15 protein-coding genes are annotated in these 19,571 nt (G+C 45.5%); 9 read left to right on the forward strand and 6 right to left on the reverse strand.

Annotated elements, in window-relative coordinates; translation table 11 throughout:
• Nucleotides 1-102: 102 nt before the first annotated feature.
• The gene (locus CLV42_RS10260; RefSeq protein WP_106601811.1) at nt 103-486 is read right to left on the reverse strand and encodes a DUF3127 domain-containing protein; all 384 of its coding nucleotides are present in this window, start codon (nt 484-486) and stop codon (nt 103-105) included.
• A 589-nt stretch (nt 487-1,075) separates the two neighbouring features.
• Here CLV42_RS10260 and dnaA point away from each other — a divergent pair.
• The 6 genes from dnaA (at nt 1,076) to CLV42_RS10290 (ending at nt 11,205) form a co-directional block, all read left to right on the forward strand.
• Nucleotides 1,076-2,509 (forward strand): chromosomal replication initiator protein DnaA, encoded by a 1,434-nt coding sequence (gene dnaA, locus CLV42_RS10265; RefSeq protein ID WP_106601812.1) that lies wholly within the window; start codon nt 1,076-1,078, stop codon nt 2,507-2,509.
• 147 nt (nt 2,510-2,656) lie between these two features.
• On the forward strand, nt 2,657-3,205 hold the full coding sequence (locus CLV42_RS10270; protein ID WP_106601813.1) for an RNA polymerase sigma factor: 549 nt from the start codon (nt 2,657-2,659) through the stop codon (nt 3,203-3,205).
• A gap of 87 nt (nt 3,206-3,292) precedes the next feature.
• Nucleotides 3,293-4,252, forward strand: a complete 960-nt coding sequence (locus CLV42_RS10275) for a FecR family protein (RefSeq protein WP_106601814.1) — start codon at nt 3,293-3,295, stop codon at nt 4,250-4,252.
• A 91-nt stretch (nt 4,253-4,343) separates the two neighbouring features.
• Nucleotides 4,344-7,745 (forward strand): SusC/RagA family TonB-linked outer membrane protein, encoded by a 3,402-nt coding sequence (locus CLV42_RS10280; protein WP_106601815.1) that lies wholly within the window; start codon nt 4,344-4,346, stop codon nt 7,743-7,745.
• 21 nt (nt 7,746-7,766) lie between these two features.
• Complete coding sequence (locus CLV42_RS10285) at nt 7,767-9,281, forward strand: RagB/SusD family nutrient uptake outer membrane protein (protein WP_106601816.1); 1,515 nt, start codon at nt 7,767-7,769, stop codon at nt 9,279-9,281.
• 100 nt (nt 9,282-9,381) lie between these two features.
• On the forward strand, nt 9,382-11,205 hold the full coding sequence (locus tag CLV42_RS10290; RefSeq protein WP_106601817.1) for an alkaline phosphatase: 1,824 nt from the start codon (nt 9,382-9,384) through the stop codon (nt 11,203-11,205).
• Nucleotides 11,206-11,581: 376 nt separating this feature from the next.
• Here the strand turns inward: CLV42_RS10290 and CLV42_RS10300 are convergent, their stop codons facing one another.
• The 5 genes from CLV42_RS10300 to CLV42_RS10320 are packed head-to-tail and all read right to left on the reverse strand — an operon-like array spanning nt 11,582 to nt 15,313.
• Nucleotides 11,582-12,637: a DNA topoisomerase subunit B gene (locus CLV42_RS10300; protein WP_106601819.1), complete on the reverse strand. Its 1,056-nt coding sequence runs from the start codon at nt 12,635-12,637 to the stop codon at nt 11,582-11,584.
• A gap of 34 nt (nt 12,638-12,671) precedes the next feature.
• A complete protein-coding gene (locus CLV42_RS10305; protein ID WP_106601820.1) occupies nt 12,672-13,331 on the reverse strand; it encodes a response regulator transcription factor in 660 nt (219 codons plus the stop codon).
• A gap of 15 nt (nt 13,332-13,346) precedes the next feature.
• Nucleotides 13,347-14,132: a sensor histidine kinase gene (locus tag CLV42_RS10310; RefSeq protein WP_106601821.1), complete on the reverse strand. Its 786-nt coding sequence runs from the start codon at nt 14,130-14,132 to the stop codon at nt 13,347-13,349.
• On the reverse strand, nt 14,087-14,761 hold the full coding sequence (locus CLV42_RS10315) for a hypothetical protein (protein WP_106601822.1): 675 nt from the start codon (nt 14,759-14,761) through the stop codon (nt 14,087-14,089). The genes CLV42_RS10310 and CLV42_RS10315 overlap by 46 nt, the downstream gene beginning before the upstream one ends.
• 6 nt (nt 14,762-14,767) lie before the next feature.
• Complete coding sequence (locus CLV42_RS10320) at nt 14,768-15,313, reverse strand: hypothetical protein (RefSeq protein ID WP_106601823.1); 546 nt, start codon at nt 15,311-15,313, stop codon at nt 14,768-14,770.
• Nucleotides 15,314-15,995: 682 nt separating this feature from the next.
• On the opposite strand from CLV42_RS10320, the gene CLV42_RS10325 reads away from it, so the two are divergent.
• Genes CLV42_RS10325 through CLV42_RS10335 form a run of 3 tightly spaced genes read left to right on the forward strand, consistent with a single transcriptional unit; the run spans nt 15,996 to nt 19,493 of the window.
• Nucleotides 15,996-17,093, forward strand: a complete 1,098-nt coding sequence (locus CLV42_RS10325) for a caspase family protein (RefSeq protein ID WP_106601824.1) — start codon at nt 15,996-15,998, stop codon at nt 17,091-17,093.
• Nucleotides 17,083-18,645, forward strand: coding sequence for a hypothetical protein (locus CLV42_RS10330; protein ID WP_106601825.1), 1,563 nt, complete (start codon nt 17,083-17,085; stop codon nt 18,643-18,645). Before CLV42_RS10325 ends, CLV42_RS10330 begins: the two co-directional genes overlap by 11 nt.
• On the forward strand, nt 18,642-19,493 hold the full coding sequence (locus tag CLV42_RS10335) for a caspase family protein (protein WP_106601826.1): 852 nt from the start codon (nt 18,642-18,644) through the stop codon (nt 19,491-19,493). Before CLV42_RS10330 ends, CLV42_RS10335 begins: the two co-directional genes overlap by 4 nt.
• Nucleotides 19,494-19,571: the final 78 nt, after the last annotated feature.

The raw sequence follows: 19,571 nt of genomic DNA on the forward strand, positions 1-19,571 counted from the left end.
TGCACAATGGTTAGGTAGTTATCCTAACAATTGAAAACGGATACCCGTATTTCAGGTATCCGTTTTCAGTTATTTTGTTAACGAGTTGTTATTGTCAGGGCATTAAAATGGCAGATCATCAGCCTGAGCACCTCCGGAAGATACTTCCTGGGAAGTATTATAATTAGGCATTGAGTCTGTAGAAGATCCGCCTGCCACAACAGATTCCATGCGCCATGCATCAAGGTTGGTGATGTAATTCACCCTGCCGTCTTTTTCCCAGCGGGTTCCTTTGATGTTGAAGTAAACCTTCACGGTTTCTCCTTCGTTGAAGCGATCTACGATAGCAGTTCTGTCCTGCACCGCCTGGAACTTGATGTAGTTATTTATAACGCGGCCATTGATATCATCAGACTTTTCGATAACGAACTCCCTGGTTTTAAAGGTTTCGCTACGCTGCATCGTATTATACTTCACGATCAGTTTTCCGGTTATTTCAAAACTCATATAAAAATTTTTAGCTGTTCAGAGGGCCAAAGATAGGTTTTTTAGCAGAAGTCCGACGCAATAAAATTTAAAACAGGCAGTTATAGAAGTAGTTACCTAACGTACGGGCGCGTATATAATAATTTTGCATGGTATTTGCTAACCTAAAGGACATTTTTTTAAATGCAATTACTAACATAGTTTTGCACCCCCGCAATGGAATTATCAACATTCGGAGCGATCATTTTTAATGATCAAAATATAGCTTGTAGTTGCGTACAATAGTATTTTATCAGTAAGTACACATATCTATGACAAACAAGTTAATGTCAACTGGAAAAGCCTGTCTATCAAAGCAGTGCAGTACTGACTTTCATCGTATTAAAATGGCAAAAAAACAAGCAAAAAAAAGAGAATAAAAACAGCGAAAAACAGAGTCGGCAAACTGTTATCAGAGAAATAAAAACAAGGGGAGATAAATTTTTTTTTTCAACATTTTCTACTGATATTCGTCGTCCTGTCTGAAAATCTATCAACCCCCCACGTTGATAAGATTTACAATTCGAGAACAATCCTTAATTTAAGAACAACATTAATTTACAATAGCTCAATGAATAAAACTTGCGAACAAGTTTGGGAAAGGTGTCTTAATATAATTAGGGATATTGTGGAATGGCAGCCATTTAAAACCTGGTTTGAACCCATTAAACCCATCCAGCTTGAAAACAATGTTTTAACCATTCAAGTGCCCAGCCAGTTCTTTTATGAATACCTGGAAGAGCACTATGTGGGATTGCTTGGAAAAACAATCAAACGCGAACTGGGGAAAGAGGCTCGACTTGAATATCGCATTGTGGTGGAAAACGGTACTCCTCACCAACATCCGAAAACAGTAAACATGCCTGGACAGTTTACCAACAGCAAGAAGGACAGCGAGGTAGATTTTCCTTTAACTATACAGAACCCTGTAAAGAACCCATTCGTCATTCCAGGCATCAAGCGCGTACAGATCGATTCACAACTGAATCCACACTATACACTGGAATCTTTTATTGAAGGTGATTGTAATCGTGTAGCACGCAGAGCAGGTAAAACTGTTTCTGAAAAACCAGGCGGTACATCATTCAATCCTTTAGTGATATATGGTAGCGTTGGTCTTGGTAAAACACACCTTGCCCAGGCAATAGGAAATGAAGTAAAACGCATTCATCCTAACAAAGCTGTATTATATGTAAGCGCAGAGAAATTCATCAATCAGTTTATTGATCACTCCAAGAATAGTATCATCAATGACTTTATTCACTTCTATCAGTTAATAGATGTATTGATCGTAGATGATATACAATTTTTTGCGCGTGCAGAAAAAACTCAGGATGCATTCTTTGCCATCTTCAACCACCTGCATCAATCCGGTAAACAACTTATCTTAACTTCAGATAAACCACCAAAAGATCTGGACGGTTTACAGGAAAGGCTGCTGAGCCGTTTCCGCTGGGGATTAAGCGCCGACATGCAAATGCCCGACTTCGAAACACGTATGGAAATTCTTGAAATGAAAATGCGTAACGATGGTCTGGAAATGCCCAAAGAAGTGGTGAAGTATGTTGCCTATAATATTCAGAATAACGTACGTGAACTGGAAGGCGCACTGATCTCCCTCCTTGCTCAGTCCTCTCTCAACAGAAAAGAGATTGACCTGGAACTGGCAAAACGTGTACTGAAATCTTTCGTAAAGACCTCTTCCAAAGAGATCACCATCGAAAGTATACAGAAAATGGTATGCGAATATTTCGATGTGCCTTACGATAAGTTGTTGCAGAAAACACGTAAACGTGAAATAGTACAGGCACGACAGATCACCATGTACCTGGCGAAATCATTTACCAAGAATTCGCTTAAAACGATCGGAGAACATTTCGGCGGACGGGATCACACCACTGTTATCCACTCCTGCCAGACGGTAAAAGACCTGATGGATACCGACAATACATTCCGTGACAATGTCATCGAACTACAGCAAAAAGTGCAATTGGCCGCGATGTAAACGATTCCCCCTATATACCTACCTTCTTAGTCCCGGGCCCCATAGCCCGGGATTTTTTTTATTGTATTACAACCTGTTTAACAATTTCATAATTTAGAGCAGCTACAGCAGTACATAACAACCAATAACTTTGCACCACGTTATTCTATGGCAAAAGAAGGTCAACATACTTTGTGGAGTTCCATCCGGACAGGCAATGAAACCGCCTTCCGCCAGTTGTTCGACGAATACTGGGCACCTCTCTTCACCTATGCCTGTAAGATCACCAGGGACCACTCCCTGGCGCAGGATAGTGTACAGGCCCTCTTTATCCATCTCTGGGAAAAACATGACGTACTGCCGGAAGTAGCTGCCATACTGCCATATCTTCGTAGCGCCCTTAAAAACAGACTGCTGAACGCCCTCCGCGACGAGCACGTATACCAGAAACATGTCGACATCTTCACACAGGTACTCGACACCAATGCCCCTTCTTCATCCGAACAGCTACACCTTAAAGAAACCGAACAACAACTGCTGCATTCCATCAACCGCCTCCCCGGCAAAATGAAAGACGTATTCTACCTCCACCGGATAGAAGACCTTTCTGTTGCCGAGATCGCCGGTAAGCTGGGCACCTCCCCCCAAACCATCCGGAACCAGCTCAGTACCGCCATGCAACGCTTACGCAATGGCTGGAAAACCATCGCCAACTAATCTCCCATGTTACCGAATTGTTAAGGACAGCTAGTCCGATAGTTAAACTTCCTGTTTCCGGTGTCTTATTAGAAACCAAGGAACAGTTTGGACAAAGGGACACTATTAGCACTACTGGAAAAATTCCGCCAGGGTGAATGCTCGCCGGAAGAAGAGGCACTTTTATCGAAATGGCTGGATGCACTGGAACAGGACGATACCGTACCTGCATTATCTGCTATTGAAATGCGGCAGTTCAAAAAGAACATGCAGCAGCAGATATGGCCGGATGCTACCTTCCGTCCCCGCCGCATAGGACTGCGCATCGCCAGTGTAGCAGCAGTAGTGATTCCATTGATCATCGGAGGGTACTTTGCACAACAATATCTCCGACATCCGTCCCGGCAGTTAGCACAGGTCTCCGTGGATTGGCAGACCGTAAAAAATACCAGCAGACAATTACAGCGGATCGTACTACCGGATAACACGGTCGTATTATTAGGTCCTTATAGCACTATTCAATATCCATCTCAATTTCCGGACAATACAAGACCAGTTAAACTAACCGAAGGCAAGGCCTTCTTTGATGTTATAAAAGATACACGGCCATTCAGCGTAGCAGACAATAGCGGTGTACGCACCACAGTACTGGGGACATCTTTTACTATAGAAGCCAGTAACGCCTTACATATATCAAGGGTAGCCGTTGCTACCGGTAAGGTACAGGTAGAACGCCAGGGCAATAAACCGGCTACCCTGGGGCCGTCAGAACGACTAACATTCAGTGAACACGCTGTAAAGCAGGACAGCGTTGCGGCTAACGACCTCCTCGCATGGACAAAAGGAGAGATCATACTACGCAATGCCACTTTACAGGATCTATTACTAACCATAAAAAATCAGTACGGTATCACAGCTACCACAGCATTGGACGTACAACAGGGCAATTACACATTACATATTCCGGCTACAATGACTTTGCAGGAAGTCCTGGACATTATTGAAAAAATCAGTTACAGACCAAAAATTCATTTTAGCATGCAAAACAATCAGCTACAAGTTAATTAAGAGCAGCAGGAATTGACAATCCATTACTCAGCATACTGCTTCCACTCCGGTGGAACAGCCATATTCATGCCTTTACCTTAATCTATAATATATGCAAAAAAACACTCTACAATTCTCTCTACGGCTTCGCTCTGTATTCCTCGCGGGACTTGCGTTGCTCGTACTGGCGTCAACCGCCTTCGCCTCGCCCTCCAGCGCACAGGCGCTACAAAAGATCCTGCAGCGTTTCCAGGTACAGCAAGGCAGCCTTTCGTCTGCACTGAAACAACTGGAATCAAAAGCACAGATCAGCCTTGCTTACGATGAAGCTGCACTGCAAAAGATTCAGGTGCATGCAAACACCTATCAGAAGAAAACAGTGATCAGCATCCTGCAGGACCTGCTCAGCCAGTCTTCCCTGAAATTTGAAGAAAAGTACAACACCGTATTGATCTATGACAGCGCCTCTCTCGCTGCCATGAATACCCTGCAGGCAACAGCCGAAAAGATCACACTCACCGGTGCGGTATATGATAATAATGGTCCGCTGATCGGCGCTACCGTAATGATCAAAGGAACAACCATCGGTACCGGTACAGATGCTTCCGGCCATTTTAAATTGTCTGCTACAGCCAGCGACAACCTCGTGCTGGTAGTAAGCATGATCGGTTTTAAGACACAGGAGATCGCTGTTGGCAGCCAACGCAGCTTTCAGATCGTACTGGTGGAAAACAGTCTTAACCTGAACCAACTGGTAGTAGTAGGTTATGGTACACAACGTAAAGCTACTGTATCAGGCGCTGTTGCGGATGTTCAGCTGGACAAACTGACGTCCCGCTCATTGAACAACGCTGCGGAAGCATTACAGGGTAAAGCTCCCGGTGTGATCATACAGAACAATGGTGGCGATCCTACCTCCAATCCTACCGTTTACGTTCGCGGTATGGGTGGTATCAATGGTGAATCGGCTCTTTATATTGTTGACGGATCTATCTATAACGGCGGTCCAATCAATCCAAATGATATCGAATCTATCAACGTACTGAAAGATGCGTCTGCCGCCATCTACGGCGCAAGGGCTTCCGGCGGTGTGATACTGATCACTACCAAAAAGGGTAAGGAAGGTACTGCTACTGTTACCCTGGATGCTAAAACCGGCTGGCAGTACGCGGCTAAAAAGCTCGACGTGCTGAATGCAAAGCAATTCGCAGATGTTGAGAACATCGCATATACCGCAGCAGGTATAGCGCCGGCAGATGCTTTTAATGCTACAAAATATCCTGACGGCCAGGTTACACGCACAGACTGGCAGGATGAGATCTTCCGCACAGGTAAGATCCAGGACTACAACGTGGGCGTAAAAGGCGGTACTGACAAAAGCAGATATTACATGGGCTTTGGTTACCGTCGTAATGAAGGCATCCTGCTCAATACACATGCCGAACGTTATAGTTTCCGCATGAATTCAGATGCACAGATAAAACCATGGCTGAAAATAGGTGAGAACCTTTCCTTTACCTATAATAACGGCAATGGTGCGAACACCACCAGCCCTTATACTGGTGCTATCTTCACTGCGCTGGGTTATCCGCGTAATATTACTCCTTATACGTCTACCGGCGCTTTCAGCGGTATGCCGAGCGCGTATGCTGGTTCATACGGAGACCTTGCCAACCCGGTAGCGATCCTGAGCAGGATGGACAATAAAACACCGGTGAGCAATATCAACATCAATCCTTACGTTGAGGTAAAACTGACAAAAGACCTGTTATTCCGTTCCAACTTCTCAGTTACCAAATCTTTCAGCGATCAGAAAAACTTCACCACCCGCGCACTGGAGATCGGTAAGATCAATACCAGCAATGGACTGATTGAAAATATCAAGAACGGAACCAACATCCTGTCTGAACAGACATTAACGTACACCAAACAATTTGCGGGAGTACATAACATCACTGCGGTAGCTGGTTACACTTATCAGCATGATGACAATACCTTTCTCTATTTATCTGCCGGCAACTTTGGTGATGAAAAGGATGTTTACCGCTATTTCGATAACGCAGGCACCTGGGACAAACCATCCAGCGGCAGGTCCCAGACTGCAATGGAAGCTATCCTGGGGCGTATTAACTACGACTACAAAGGCAAATATCTGCTGACTGTATTGGGCCGCCGTGATGGTAGCTCTCTCGTTGCGCCACAGAACCATTATCAGAATTACTACTCTGTTTCCGGTGGATGGGTACTGACAGAAGAAGATTTCCTGAGGAAGAACGACGTTCTCAGCTTTATGAAGCTCCGTGCCAGTTATGGTGTGTTAGGTAACCTGGGAAGTCTTCCTGCGAACGCTATCAACGTCAACATGAAATCTGTTAATATCTACACCGGTAGTAACGGTGCTCAGACAACCGGTCTTGCTGAAGATGCACTGTCTAATCCCAACCTGACATGGGCAGACTCCCGCCAGCTCAACTTCGGTGCTGATCTCGCTTTCTTCAAAAACAGCCTGTCCATCAATGCCGACTACTTCATTAAGACTACCGAGAATATGATACTGCAGTTAGATCCACCAAGTACAGCAGGCGTTAGCACAGGCATGTACAAAAACATGGGTAAAGCACGTGATGCCGGTTTTGAACTGGGTATTAACTATAATGGCAAAATTGGAAAAGACTTCACTTTCGGTGTTGGCGCTACCGCAACAGCCATTAAAAACAAACTGCTGGAACTGGAAGAAGGCAGGAACGAAGTTGTAAGCTCATCTAACATCAACGTCCGCAGTACACTCAACCCGATCGTAACGCGTGTAGGCCATCAAATCTATGCTTATAACGTGATCAGAACTGATGGCATCTTCCAGACACAGGAAGAGATCAATAACTACGTGAACAAAGATGGTGCACTGATCCAACCGAACGCGAAACCAGGTGACCGTAAGTTTATCGACCAGCCTGACAAAAACGGCGTTCGTGATGGCGTGATCAACAACAACGACAGGCAGATCGTAGGTAGCCCGTTCCCGGACTTCTCTTATGGCCTCAGCCTGAATGCCAGCTATAAAGGATTTGACCTGAACGTGTTTGCACAGGGTGTACAGGGCAACAAACTGTTCAACGCACTGAAATTTACAAGCATGAACCCCAGCGTTGGTAACAACTACAACATGCTTTCCGGCATCCTGAATGCATGGACGCCACAGCATACAAATACTGATGTAACCCGTATCATTTCAACCGACAAGAATGGTAACTACGGTAATACTTCTGACTGGTATATTGAGAACGGTTCTTATCTGCGCATCAAGAACATCACACTGGGTTATACACTGCCGGCCAACCTGACCAACCAGGCGCATATTGGTGCTGTAAGATTATATGTTACTGCTACCAACCTGTTCACTATTACCAAATACACCGGCTACGATCCGGAAGTGGGTATGGACGAACTGGGCATCGACAAGGGCCGTTATCCGCAGGCTAAGAATGTGCTGATCGGATTGAACGTTAATTTCTAATACACACAAATGACGATTATAATGAAACAACTAATAAAGCATATCACCCTATCGCTCGCAGGTCTTTCCCTGCTCGCGGCCTGCAATAAAAAGCTGGACATTACTCCTGAAGGAGCACCTACCAGCGGAAACTTCTGGCAAACGTCAACAGACGCCGTATCCGGCGCCAATTCTATGTATAACCTTTTTGACGATGAAAACTTCTACGGCCGTGGCTACTGGTGGTTTATCAACGCCAGCGATGATATGGTAACCGGTCGTGTGAAAGCGGAAGGTGATAACATCAAAAATTTCAACAGCAATTTCATCGGTGGTTCCTATACGGAAGGACAATGGAAAATGAGGTACATCGTTATCAAACGTGCTAACGACGTGATCACACATGTGCCTTCTATCGATATGGATGAAAAGCTGAAGAACCGCCTTCTCGGGGAAGCATATTTCTTCAGCGGTCTTATGTACTTCGAACTTGCCTACACTTATGGCGATGCCCGTGCAGGCGTACCTATTGTAAACCGTGATAGTATCTCCGGCGACAAACCTATTCCACGTGTTGCGAACGTGAACCTGGTATATGACTATGTAGGGAAAGAACTGCTAAAGGCTGCCTCCCTGCTGCCTTATTTCGATACATACACTGCCGATCTATATGGTCGTCCACATAAAACCGCTGCTTATGCCTTCCTCAGTAAGATGTTCCTCTATAAAAAGGATTATGCCAACGCTGAGAAATATGCTGACTCAGTTATTTTGAGTGGTAAACATAAACTGCTGGACAACTTCGCAGATGTATTCACCATTGCCAACAACTGGACCGGCGAATATATCTGGTCAGTATATTCCAACGCAAAAGGCCAAAGCGGCTGGGGTAGTATTCTGCCAGGTGTTATGCTGGAGAACAAAGGCTGGGGTAAATACAATGGCTGGGGATATTATATGCCTACCAAAGAGCTGTACGACTCCTACGAGGCAGGCGACAAAAGAAGAGAAGCGACTATCCTGAAACCAGGAGATCAATTTACCTTTTTTGGAAAGGATACCACATATGGTTCTACCAACAGCTTGTCCGGTTACCAGTTCCGCAAATACATGGAGCCATTCTCCTATGCTGCCGGCGCTCACCTGAGCCCTAACGGAGACCATCCTACTACAGACCTGAACCTGCCACTGATCCGCTACGCAGAAGTGCTGCTGATCAAAGCGGAAGCAGAATTAATGCAAGGTAAGAATGCAGATAAAGAGATCAATATGATCAGGCACCGTGCCGGTCTGACAGATGTAACCAATGCCGACATGACCGAGCTGAAAAAACAACGTCGTTCTGAACTGGCGGGCGAGTGGGCTAACCACCACTTCGACCTGGTACGCTGGGGCGATGCACAGGCTACTTATGCAAAACCATTACACGGTTTTGCCGGTACTGAAATATGGCCTGCACGTAACTTCAATCCTGCTATCCACAATGTATGGCCGGTACCAAGAAGTGAAGTGACCAGCAGCAACGGTGTTGTGAAACAGAACGTTGGCTGGGAATAATATCTTTTCAATGTAATAATTAGGAATTAAGGACCAGGAGTATTAATATTCCGGAACTTAGTTCCTAATTTTTTATTTACTATTTAATATTCGAGAACACATGCTTCGGTCTACCTTTCTTTCCCTCTCTCTGTTCGCGGCACTGACCGCAGGGGCGCAAACCAGCGCGTATACCACACTAAGCGCTCATGCCCACAACGATTATGAGCATCCTATTCCTTTTCTGACCGCTTACTACCGTCATTTCGGATCTATAGAGGCAGATGTATATGAGCGGAACGGACAATTACTCGTTGCGCATAACGAAGAAGATATCCGCCCGGAACGTACATTGGAAAAGTTATACCTGCAGCCATTACAGGAGCAGGTACGCAAGAACGGCGGTACTGCTTTTAAAAATAGTAAGGATACTTTACAGCTGATGATCGACTTTAAGACCATCGGTATACCTACTGTAAAGGCATTGATAAAAACACTGGAAAATTATCCGGAGATCACTAAAACGCCGACTATCGTTGTTACCATCAGTGGCGATCAACCAGCGCCTGCGCTGTGGGATCAATATCCTTCCTACATCCATTTTGATGGCAAACGGGAAGGGCGCTATACTTCGGCACAGTTAAAACGTATCCCTATGTACAGTGTGGATGTGAAACTTTTCACTAACTGGAATGGCAAAGGGCTGATCGTAAAAGCAGAACGGGAGAAAATGCAGCACTGGATTGACAGTGTTCATAATGCCGGTAAGAAAGTACGTTTCTGGGGTACGGCAGATAATGTAAATACCTGGAAGACGCTGATGAACATGGGCGTGAATTACGTAGGTACTGACCAGCTGGAAGACCTGGCCACCTTCCTCACTGACAGAAAAAATCTGGAATACAACGGTACTGCTGCTCCGCATACGCTCTACCCTGCGCGCTATGTGAACAACGACAGCCTTGGCCAGGTGAATAATGTCATTCTCCTGATCGGTGATGGTATGGGACTGGCACAGATCTATGCAGGCTTCACCGGTAACCGCGGTCAGCTGAACCTGTTGCAGATGCGTAATATCGGGTTTTCGAAGACTTATTCTTCCGACAGTTATATTACTGACTCCGCGGCTGGTGGTACGGCCATGGCGACTGGCAATAAGACCAATAACCGCTACATCGGTGTGGATAATACCGGTGTACGCCTCAATCCCATCCCGGATATCATTGCGCCTAAAGGTTACAAGAGTGCCCTCATCAGCGCCGGAGATATTACAGATGCTACTCCTGCTGCCTTTTATGGCCACGTACCGGAAAGAGCACTGGAAGATACCATTGCTGCCCATTTCCTTTCCAGCCCTGTCAGCATTATGATCGGTGGTGGTGCAAAACATTTCAATCAGCGTAAAGACGGTCTGAATATGCCTGCCCTGCTGCAGGAGAAAGGTTATGTATTCAGTACCCGCCTGGAAGATCTTGACACTTTACATGCTTCAAAATACCTGGTACTGGACAAACGGGCAGAGCTTTCCATGCTGGGTGGCAGAGGCAACTTCCTGACTCATTCCCTGGAAAAGAGCATTGCTACACTGCGTCAAAAGTTCTTTATCATGGCAGAAGGAGCGCAGATCGATTATGGCGGGCATGTGAACAACCTGCCCTATGTTGCGACTGAAATGATGGATTTTGATGAGGCGATTGGCGCGGCGATGAAATTTGCAGATGAAGATGGTCATACATTGGTGATCGTTACAGCGGATCATGAGACGGGCGGATTATCCTTACTGGATGGTAATATTTCCAAAGGATATGTGGATGGACATTTCAGTAGCAATGACCATAGCGCTGTGATGGTACCCGTGTTTGCTTATGGCCCGCATTCACTCGACTTCAGAGGGGTGTATGAGAATACCGAGATCTTTAAGAAGATAGTTGCGTTGTTGAAATAGTTTAATGGCGGTTGGCGTGGTTGCTGCGTTTGCCGCGTTTGCCGCGTTTGCCGCGTTTGCCGCGTTTTCAGGTGGGAGTACTGGCTGTAGTTCTTTGAAGTTCCTATATATGGAGCTTTGGTGGGTCGCATTGGGCGTGGGGTTGTTTATTAAACCCCTGTATGGCGTATCAGCACTTCAAATAACTAAGGCCAGTACTTCCCACCTGAAAACGACTGCTTCCGGACGTCCAACTATAGTTAGCCATCAATCTCTTTGGGACTTTCATTAATGCTTTCTTCCCATTCTCATTGTTCTTATCTGTTTTATCTTTCTCGCGTTTCCTGGCTTTCCTGCTTTTGCATTCTTACCTTTTTTGTTTTCTTATCTATCTTTCTTAATCCTTCTTAAATCGCTCCAATACCCTTCTTCTGTCGCGGGTATGCGCCAGGAGGTGTTTATAAACAACTTTCCCTACGTACTTACGTACATCACTTTTCATGGCACGCATATCCAGTTTGTCTTTGGAGTTGCCAGCATACACCAGTGGTTCTCCTTTGACGGATGCCATCAGCACCAATTGCCGGCCAATCTTCTTCCTTGGCGCTTTCAGCTCCACGCCTTCTTTTTCTCCTATCGCCTTGAATGCATCCTGTAATCCTTTAAATACACCATCAATCAATGAGCCGCCTGATTTGGTGCTGTCATTGTTGGCAAAAGCCCGGACGTAGGGCGCAGGATAATTCGTATAGATGTAATGATATCTGAAGATAATGTGATAGATGTAACCGTTAATGGCAGTCTTTAACTCCATGGCCAGCCAGGAATCCTTTTTGCCATAGTCGTGTTTCTCCAGTACATTATTGAATAACTCCTTTATTCCTTTTTTGAAATAGAAAACATTACGCTGCAGTTCTCCCCTGTTATCCACACTGATGATCTTCAGGCCCGCATTCAGGTAAGCCAGCTGCTGAAGCATAATGTTCATGGGGATGTAGGAGGCATGACTATCCTTAAATATTTCTTCATCCAGCTGAAAATCCAGCTTAATGACATCCGTTTCCTCCGGAGAACAGGCGGCTGCGGAGAGCTCAAATGTGCCTGCCTGCGCCGCCAGTACATGCCTGTCGGGGTGGGACACTATCCTTGACAGGAATACCTTGCTGACGCCTATTAGCATGCCGATCTTATAATTCTTGGGAGATGTGACATGATGCAGCAGGGCAATTTCATGCTCCAGCTCGTCTGTTGACAGACCAGATATGACAATACTGATGTGATTGTCAGGGTTAAAGGTAACTTCTATTGTATGGATGCCGGTAACACCTTCCAGGTATTCAGATATCACTACTTTCAACAACCTGCGGATGCCGTAGCTGTTAGTAGTTCCCAGGAACATAACTGGTCTTTTCCTGATAGATTCAATGATACTGAGGCCTGGTCGTCCGTTCATACGTGCGCATTTTCTGCAAATTACTCCAATCGTTTCACAACACCACCAGATTGTTCTTTACGGCATACAATACCAGGCCGACACGTGTGGATACATTCAGTTTTTTAAACAGGGCTTCCCTGTAACCATCTACGGTACGTTCACTTACAAACATCTCTTTGGCGATGACCTGGTAACTTTTTTCACTACAGGCCAGTCGGATGAATTCCATTTCACGGTCACTTAATTTCACAATAGCATTCAAGGGCGACTTCTCATCTACCAGGTGATTGATGGATTGCATCACCTTTCTTGTGACCAGCTCATTGTAATAATAGCCCAGGGTCAACACTTCATCGAGCGCCTGTTTTAATTCGTCCGGTTCTGCATCTTTGAGGATGTAACCTTTGGCCCCGTGGCGGATCATTTTTATGATCGCCGTCTCTGCATCCATGGTGCTTAGGGCCAGTACTTTGATGTCAGGGTAGTTTACCCGCAGCCATTCGGCAGAGGCATAGCCGTCCATATCAGGCATGTTTACATCCAGTAATACAATGTCGGGTAAGCGGTCGGGATCAATTTTATCGATCAGTTCTTTACCGTTAGCTGCTTCAAATAATACTTCGTAAGCAGGAAAGAGGTTGATCAGGATCGATAGTCCTTTACGGAACATTGTATGATCATCAACAATGGCGATATATTTTATTTCTGACATGAGGTGCGGTTAAATTCATACGTTAGGTATGGTGATCGTAATGATGGTTCCTTTGCCGGCGCTGCTGGTAATATTGGCAAGCCCTCCCAGTACAGCGGCCCTGCTGGTGATGTGCTGCAGCCCTAATCCGTTCTTTCTGCTGAGGGCATCTTCTACGTTGAAACCTGTGCCGTTATCGCAAATACTGATATATAGCAGGTCTGTCATGTATTTGCAGGTGATAATCACTTCTGCTGCAGCGGCGTGTTTGAGCACGTTCTGCAAAGCCTCTTGTATGATCCTGAAGAGGATCAGTTTTCCCTGCGCCTCCATGGGTCTTTCGGTACCTTCCAGTTGAAAAACCACATGGGTAGCACCACTCCTGTTGATCCTTTCGGCCTCCTGGTCAATGTTGCCCGCAAGACTGAACATCTGTACTCTTTCTGTGCTGAGTCCTTTGGCAATGTCCCGCAGGATGGTCATAGCTTGTCCTATTGTATCTTTTACTTCCCGCAGGCTACCGGATGGCTGTTCTGCGCGTTGCTCCATGATATTCAACTGTACCTTGGCCAGGCTGAGTAGCTGCCCTACATGATCGTGCAATTCCTGGCTGATGTTATTAAACGTTTCTTCCTGGATCTCTAACGTGGATTGCAGCAGCTGTCTGTCAAAATCGTGTTTCATCTGTAGCTTTTCGACTTCCACCTGTTGCTTCCTGTTGTTGTATGCCCAGATCATTATCAGAAATAAAATACCCAGAAACAGCAATACGGCGATTACTGCAATAATGATGATGATGATCTGTTTATTTGCATCCTGCATAATATAAACGCCAGGCAATAACAGGAATAGAGAATAATATTTACTACAGGCAAAATAGCATGATACAGACTATCCTTACCGATCACAATATGATTACTTCTGATATATTGCTGCAATCCAAGCAGCACTAAGGTAATGAGGCCAAACAGCAAATTGGCGGCACTGATCCAGAAATAAGGCTCTCTGAATATACTAACCAGCACATCGCCTCTAAATGCCAATCGCAATAACACGAAACAAGAGAAAACAATATTAAGGATTTCAATCAAAACAACAGAAATATTGTTGAACTGGTCAGGCCCCTGGAGAAAAATATAATTCAGGATGATAAACAGCATAGACAGGACGGCGATGGTCACATACACGGGCTTTTCATTCTTTCTGATATGTAGCATCTGACCATACAGGTAAAGATTGATGGGGGTTGACAAAATAATATACCAGTTGTACATGGTATAGTTATGCGTCCAGCCGAGTAACCGGTAATTGCTTCCTACCAGCTCAATGATATTGGTGAGCAATAACAATGGGATAAACAATACAAGGTTACAGGCGTTAAGCCCCCTGTAGCAGATGATGGCTACGAGGAGGCTTAACAATTGAAAGTACTGAAAGTAGTCTATGATCATATCTTATTAGGGTTGCAGACTTCCAAAATCGTATACTTCTGAACCTGCGCCGAGTATATTTTTAGATGTATCCAATACAACCGGTACAAGAAATACCGAAATGCGACCTTTCTTATTTTCCTTCTCAGCCTCAGAAAAATTCAATTCAGGATCATTTAAAAAAGTATCGGTATAAAATGCAAATACCAGCTTGGTCACTATTTGAACCAATCCAGGTGCATACTGGCTCTCAAGCACACTATGAATATATTCTAGCCAACGGATAAAAGGCACTCCCAGAAACTGTTCAGCCGATGTTATTTGACGGCTCCGGGTGAGAACAACATTTATTGTATCTCCTTCATTTTCTTCAAAACCGTGCAATTTCATAATGGCCGAATGGGCAAGCATACATTGTTCAGCCTTTGCATAAGGAATCGGCCTGCCGATACTTAATGGATCGCTCCGGAAGGACATTGGTGAGTGCAGATCCGGATGAATCTCGACTACCTTTACTGGCCTGTTAAGGATGTTGAAGGCCGGAAGCCCGTTGAAGTCTACAATCTTCTTCATGTTGTGGGGTTTTAAATTGTTATTGAGGTTATTTAGCAGGTACAATTTAGAACGCCTCAACGGATTTTCAACACGATCATCACAAATACGGGACAAAGAAGTTTTACTATGGGAAAAACACCCGTATCGCTCTTGCACATTACCACCTTTGCCAACAATACGCACACCTGTATTTTGCCCCGCCGCCTTCCTGATGGTTCCCATACAAAACTGACATCATCGCTTATTCTCTCCGTCTTCTCTGCTAAGTCTCTGCTTCTTCTCTGCTCGTTCTCTCAAAGCTTTTTGGTTAAAATAGTATCAGTAATCTGTCATTTTGCTGCTTTTTCACCCTGGATTGACCATAATACTTGTTCGACGCTTGTTCGAACCTAGTTCGTTCCTTATTCGATGCTTGTTCGACCACTGTAATCTCCTCCTCACAAATAGTTTATTCTCAATACATAAAACACTATAATATGTCAATTAAAGTTGTTAACATCACACTAGTAGTTTAATTTTATATTCAGAATACATACCCCAAAGAAACCGGCATTTGAAAGATATAAAGACTGACATTTTCTAACAGCACGCTTTTATCAAACAGACCCCAGCATTCACTTATGTGTATGACTTTATGCAGACCGTACTGGTATTTCCTCCCATGCGGCGCAACATTATTCAATTGTAAAAAAATGACCCCATGAGCTCCCAACCACTTGTCTCCGAAGCACCAGCACCTACCACCACAGGCCCCTGTGAAGAGGTGACGAACGAGAACCTGATCAAAGGACTACCTGTTAATGAACAGGATTATGCCATCATAGTTGGCGTAAGCCACTATGCAAGTTTAGCGCAGTTAAACGCTCCTGTCACCGATGCCTGCCGCTTAAGGAACTGGCTGATCAAAGCGGATGGCGGTAACCTCCATCCGAAGCATGTCTTTTTTATTCCTTCAGCGCCCGGTAGTATAATGCCTGACCAGCTGGCGATTGATAAGGCACTGTCAGACATTCTTGAGCTGGCAGAAGCCACACCTGCCCGGCGCCTCTACTTTTACTTCTCCGGTCATGGCTTTGGCGCCAACTGGGAAGTGAACGGGATGTGCCTGCCTATATGGTCGCCCAGCTTTTATAATGCGGCCCTTTCCTCCAAAGCTTACCTGGATCTGTTGGTGGAAAAGGACCTTTTCAAGGAAGTGTATTTCTTCCTGGACTGCTGCCGTGACAGGAAGATCAATACCAAACCCCTGCATTCTATGCTCGGCGGATCAAGACCCGGAGGCGCCAATACCATGGCAGTGCTCATGTATGCTTCAGAGTATGAAAATCCCGCCTGGGAAGGTATGATGAACACAAACGGTAATCTGCAGGTACACGGGTATTTTTCCCGGGCCTTGCTGGAAGCACTGAACGGTGGCGCTGTGAATAACAGCGGCGATATCACTATTACCAGCTTCCTGGACTATGTGAGGGAGAAAACCGAATCATATGCCAAAGAAAAGAATCAAACACAAACAGTACGCTCAGATATCCGCAATAACAGCTACGGACTGGATTATGTGATCCACAAAACCGGCAGAACGCCCGGCACGGTGTTGACGATACAGTTCAAGACCGGTGGCGACATTTCCCTGGATGGTCCTGACCTAAGTAATATCAAATCCGGCGTTGTGCAGGCGGGTGATTCCTGGCTGATCCCGCTGGGTAAAGGTTATCACCAGATAACAGATAAGATCTCCAAAAAGTCTTCATTTATCACCATAGATGGTACCCTTAAAACTATGATTTATGAATTCTAATGCCCCTACCTTTAAACTGACCGTTTCCGCCGTTGGCGTGATGTCTGACTTTGCGCATCTCACGGTGTATAACGGCTTCCTGGAAGATATCGCAAGGGGATATGAGAAACTGGATCTCAACCTGCCGCAAGGGCTCTATAGCATCACGCTAAAGCTGGATGGGAACATTGTCAAGGAGCATGTCAGGCTCACGGAAGATACCAGTTATGACATCCCTACGCCTCCGGTATATTCCTCACTGGTAGCCGACCGCTTTGAATCGTCGCATGAGTATTATACCCACAACGCACAACATTACAGCCTCGAACCTACCGTGCCGACAGACGACACTACCGAAGGTGGCGCCATCTTTCTTTTCTTCCGGTATACAGACCTTGAGAAACGGAAGGAACTGAACACGAAACAGCTTTCGCTGGGCAATGGTTTCTCATTGCTGGATGCAGACCGGCAGGTATTATATCGACTGGAAGGCAATAATATCAGGGAAGACACAGATACCGGCTGGATGGCCTTTCACGCAGTATTGCCAATAGGCACTTATTACCTGCATTACAGTGGATATAAATTTCATAATGGTGATGGAGGTCCCGACGACATCCCTCCCAGGGAAATTCCGCTACAGGTATTTAAAAGCAATACCTGTTTGCCGGGACTCCCGGATAAATGCTGGCAGACACAGGTTTTCCTCACCTTCGGATATGGCCCTATCTTCCCCTCTATGAGCGTGTTTATTGCACCCCGTAAAAGTGGGTTTATCAACAACGATGAAGGCAATTACCGTATAGACGGGCTCCGGCATAAATTCCATAATGGTGTCTATTACCTGCCGGAAAAGGTATTGCTGGAGTTTGAGCAGGGACAGTGGGCCTCTCCTATGAAAGGCCTGCTGGCGGCATATGTCTATTTTAGTAGTCCTGAAACTGACAATGAGGCCTTGTTCAGAAATGTGGCACAAGACCTGCCCGCCCTCCTCGGTGAAGACACACCTGATGTCAAAGCCTTACAGGTAATGGCCGCACAGTATTACAAAGACCCTATTCCGGCTCTTACACTCAGTCAGCCCTGCATGTTCCTGGCCGGTGTGAGGGCCGTGATCAGGGCATCCCTTACACATCCGGACATTATTGTAGACGATAGTTTACTGGAAGATATTACTGATAAACTGTACTGCGATATGGTGTGGACCTCCTATCTGCCAGCGCCCCTTCCTGCAACAAAGCAACAAACGGGAGACGCTACATCAGGAGGCTCGCTGACGGATAGCATCTTCAATGTTGTAGAAAGGATTATCGGTGATGAAGTCACACCTGAGGAAATAGGTGAAAGACTATTGCAATCGCAGACAGTCAGCACCCTGTTGTATTACATTGAGAAGTTGAATGATGATCTGAATGTGAATGACCTGGCCAGCAGGTTACAGATCCCACCTAATGTCGTCAAAAAGACGATCAATCACATTCTTGCCTTCTCAGACAGCATCAAAGATGTAAAGAGCAAACCAGAGCAGTTTAATATCAGCAATATTGACAAACTAAAAAGCATCCAACAATGACACCACAAGGTTATGCACTGCACATCGGTTTGAATGCTGTGAACCCCGACAGCTATGAAGGCTGGAACGGAGAACTCTTCGCCTGCGAGAACGATGCAGCAGTTTATAAAGCGCTTGCTGAAAAGGCAGGTTTCCAATCCATTTACCCATTGTTGACCAAAGACGCTACTTCTCAGAACGTATTGCAACACCTAAGCAATGCCGCCAGTCAACTGCAAGCCGGCGATATACTGTTGCTCACCTATTCAGGGCATGGCGGCGCTATTATAGACACGAATCATGATGAAACCAACAACTTCGGTGAGATGGATGGTTTTGATGAAACCTGGTGCCTGTATGACCGGCAGCTGATCGACGATGAATTGTTTGAATGCTTCAGCAAATTTAAACCCGGTGTACGCATACTGATATTCTCCGACAGCTGTCATTCCGGCTCTGTTGCCAGAGCCGCAGAAGCGGTCACCACTACAACGGACGCTGCTACCTATATCCGTGCCCGTGTAGCACCCCTTGATGTATTGGTTCGTACTTACAATAACCACAAAAGCGAATACGATGGCATACAGGCGCAACTCAGCGCTGGTCCGGCAGATATTGCAGCTTATGTGGTACAGTTTGGCGCCTGCCAGGATGATGAACTGGCGATGGAAGTATGGGGCAATGGTATGTTTACCGCCAAGGTGCAAGAGGTCATGAAAGAGGAGATCAGCAGTTATACAGCTCTTTTTGTTGCTATCAAACAGGGGTTTTCTGCCCAGCAACATCCTAACCTGTTCCATTATGGGAATAAGGCGTATGACTTCCTCGCACAGGCACCGTTTAGCATACAGCCATTGGTGGGTGCATAGCTACTGATAAATATAGTGTGGTGGAATAAAAAAATCCGGAAGTGGCACTAGCGCTGCTTCCGGATTATCAGACTATAT

The organism is Chitinophaga ginsengisoli, from assembly GCF_003014595.1.
GTDB classification, from domain to species: domain Bacteria; phylum Bacteroidota; class Bacteroidia; order Chitinophagales; family Chitinophagaceae; genus Chitinophaga; species Chitinophaga ginsengisoli.

Coding starts and splice junctions, on each gene's coding strand:
- CLV42_RS10260 (WP_106601811.1), bottom strand. CDS start 486: ATGAGTTTTGAAATAACCGGAAAACTGATCGTGAAGTATAATACGATG.
- dnaA (WP_106601812.1), top strand. CDS start 1,076: ATGAATAAAACTTGCGAACAAGTTTGGGAAAGGTGTCTTAATATAATT.
- CLV42_RS10270 (WP_106601813.1), top strand. CDS start 2,657: ATGGCAAAAGAAGGTCAACATACTTTGTGGAGTTCCATCCGGACAGGC.
- CLV42_RS10280 (WP_106601815.1), top strand. CDS start 4,344: ATGCAAAAAAACACTCTACAATTCTCTCTACGGCTTCGCTCTGTATTC.
- CLV42_RS10285 (WP_106601816.1), top strand. CDS start 7,767: ATGAAACAACTAATAAAGCATATCACCCTATCGCTCGCAGGTCTTTCC.
- CLV42_RS10290 (WP_106601817.1), top strand. CDS start 9,382: ATGCTTCGGTCTACCTTTCTTTCCCTCTCTCTGTTCGCGGCACTGACC.
- CLV42_RS10300 (WP_106601819.1), bottom strand. CDS start 12,637: ATGAACGGACGACCAGGCCTCAGTATCATTGAATCTATCAGGAAAAGA.
- CLV42_RS10305 (WP_106601820.1), bottom strand. CDS start 13,331: ATGTCAGAAATAAAATATATCGCCATTGTTGATGATCATACAATGTTC.
- CLV42_RS10310 (WP_106601821.1), bottom strand. CDS start 14,132: ATGCAGGATGCAAATAAACAGATCATCATCATCATTATTGCAGTAATC.
- CLV42_RS10315 (WP_106601822.1), bottom strand. CDS start 14,761: ATGATCATAGACTACTTTCAGTACTTTCAATTGTTAAGCCTCCTCGTA.
- CLV42_RS10320 (WP_106601823.1), bottom strand. CDS start 15,313: ATGAAGAAGATTGTAGACTTCAACGGGCTTCCGGCCTTCAACATCCTT.
- CLV42_RS10325 (WP_106601824.1), top strand. CDS start 15,996: ATGAGCTCCCAACCACTTGTCTCCGAAGCACCAGCACCTACCACCACA.
- CLV42_RS10330 (WP_106601825.1), top strand. CDS start 17,083: ATGAATTCTAATGCCCCTACCTTTAAACTGACCGTTTCCGCCGTTGGC.
- CLV42_RS10335 (WP_106601826.1), top strand. CDS start 18,642: ATGACACCACAAGGTTATGCACTGCACATCGGTTTGAATGCTGTGAAC.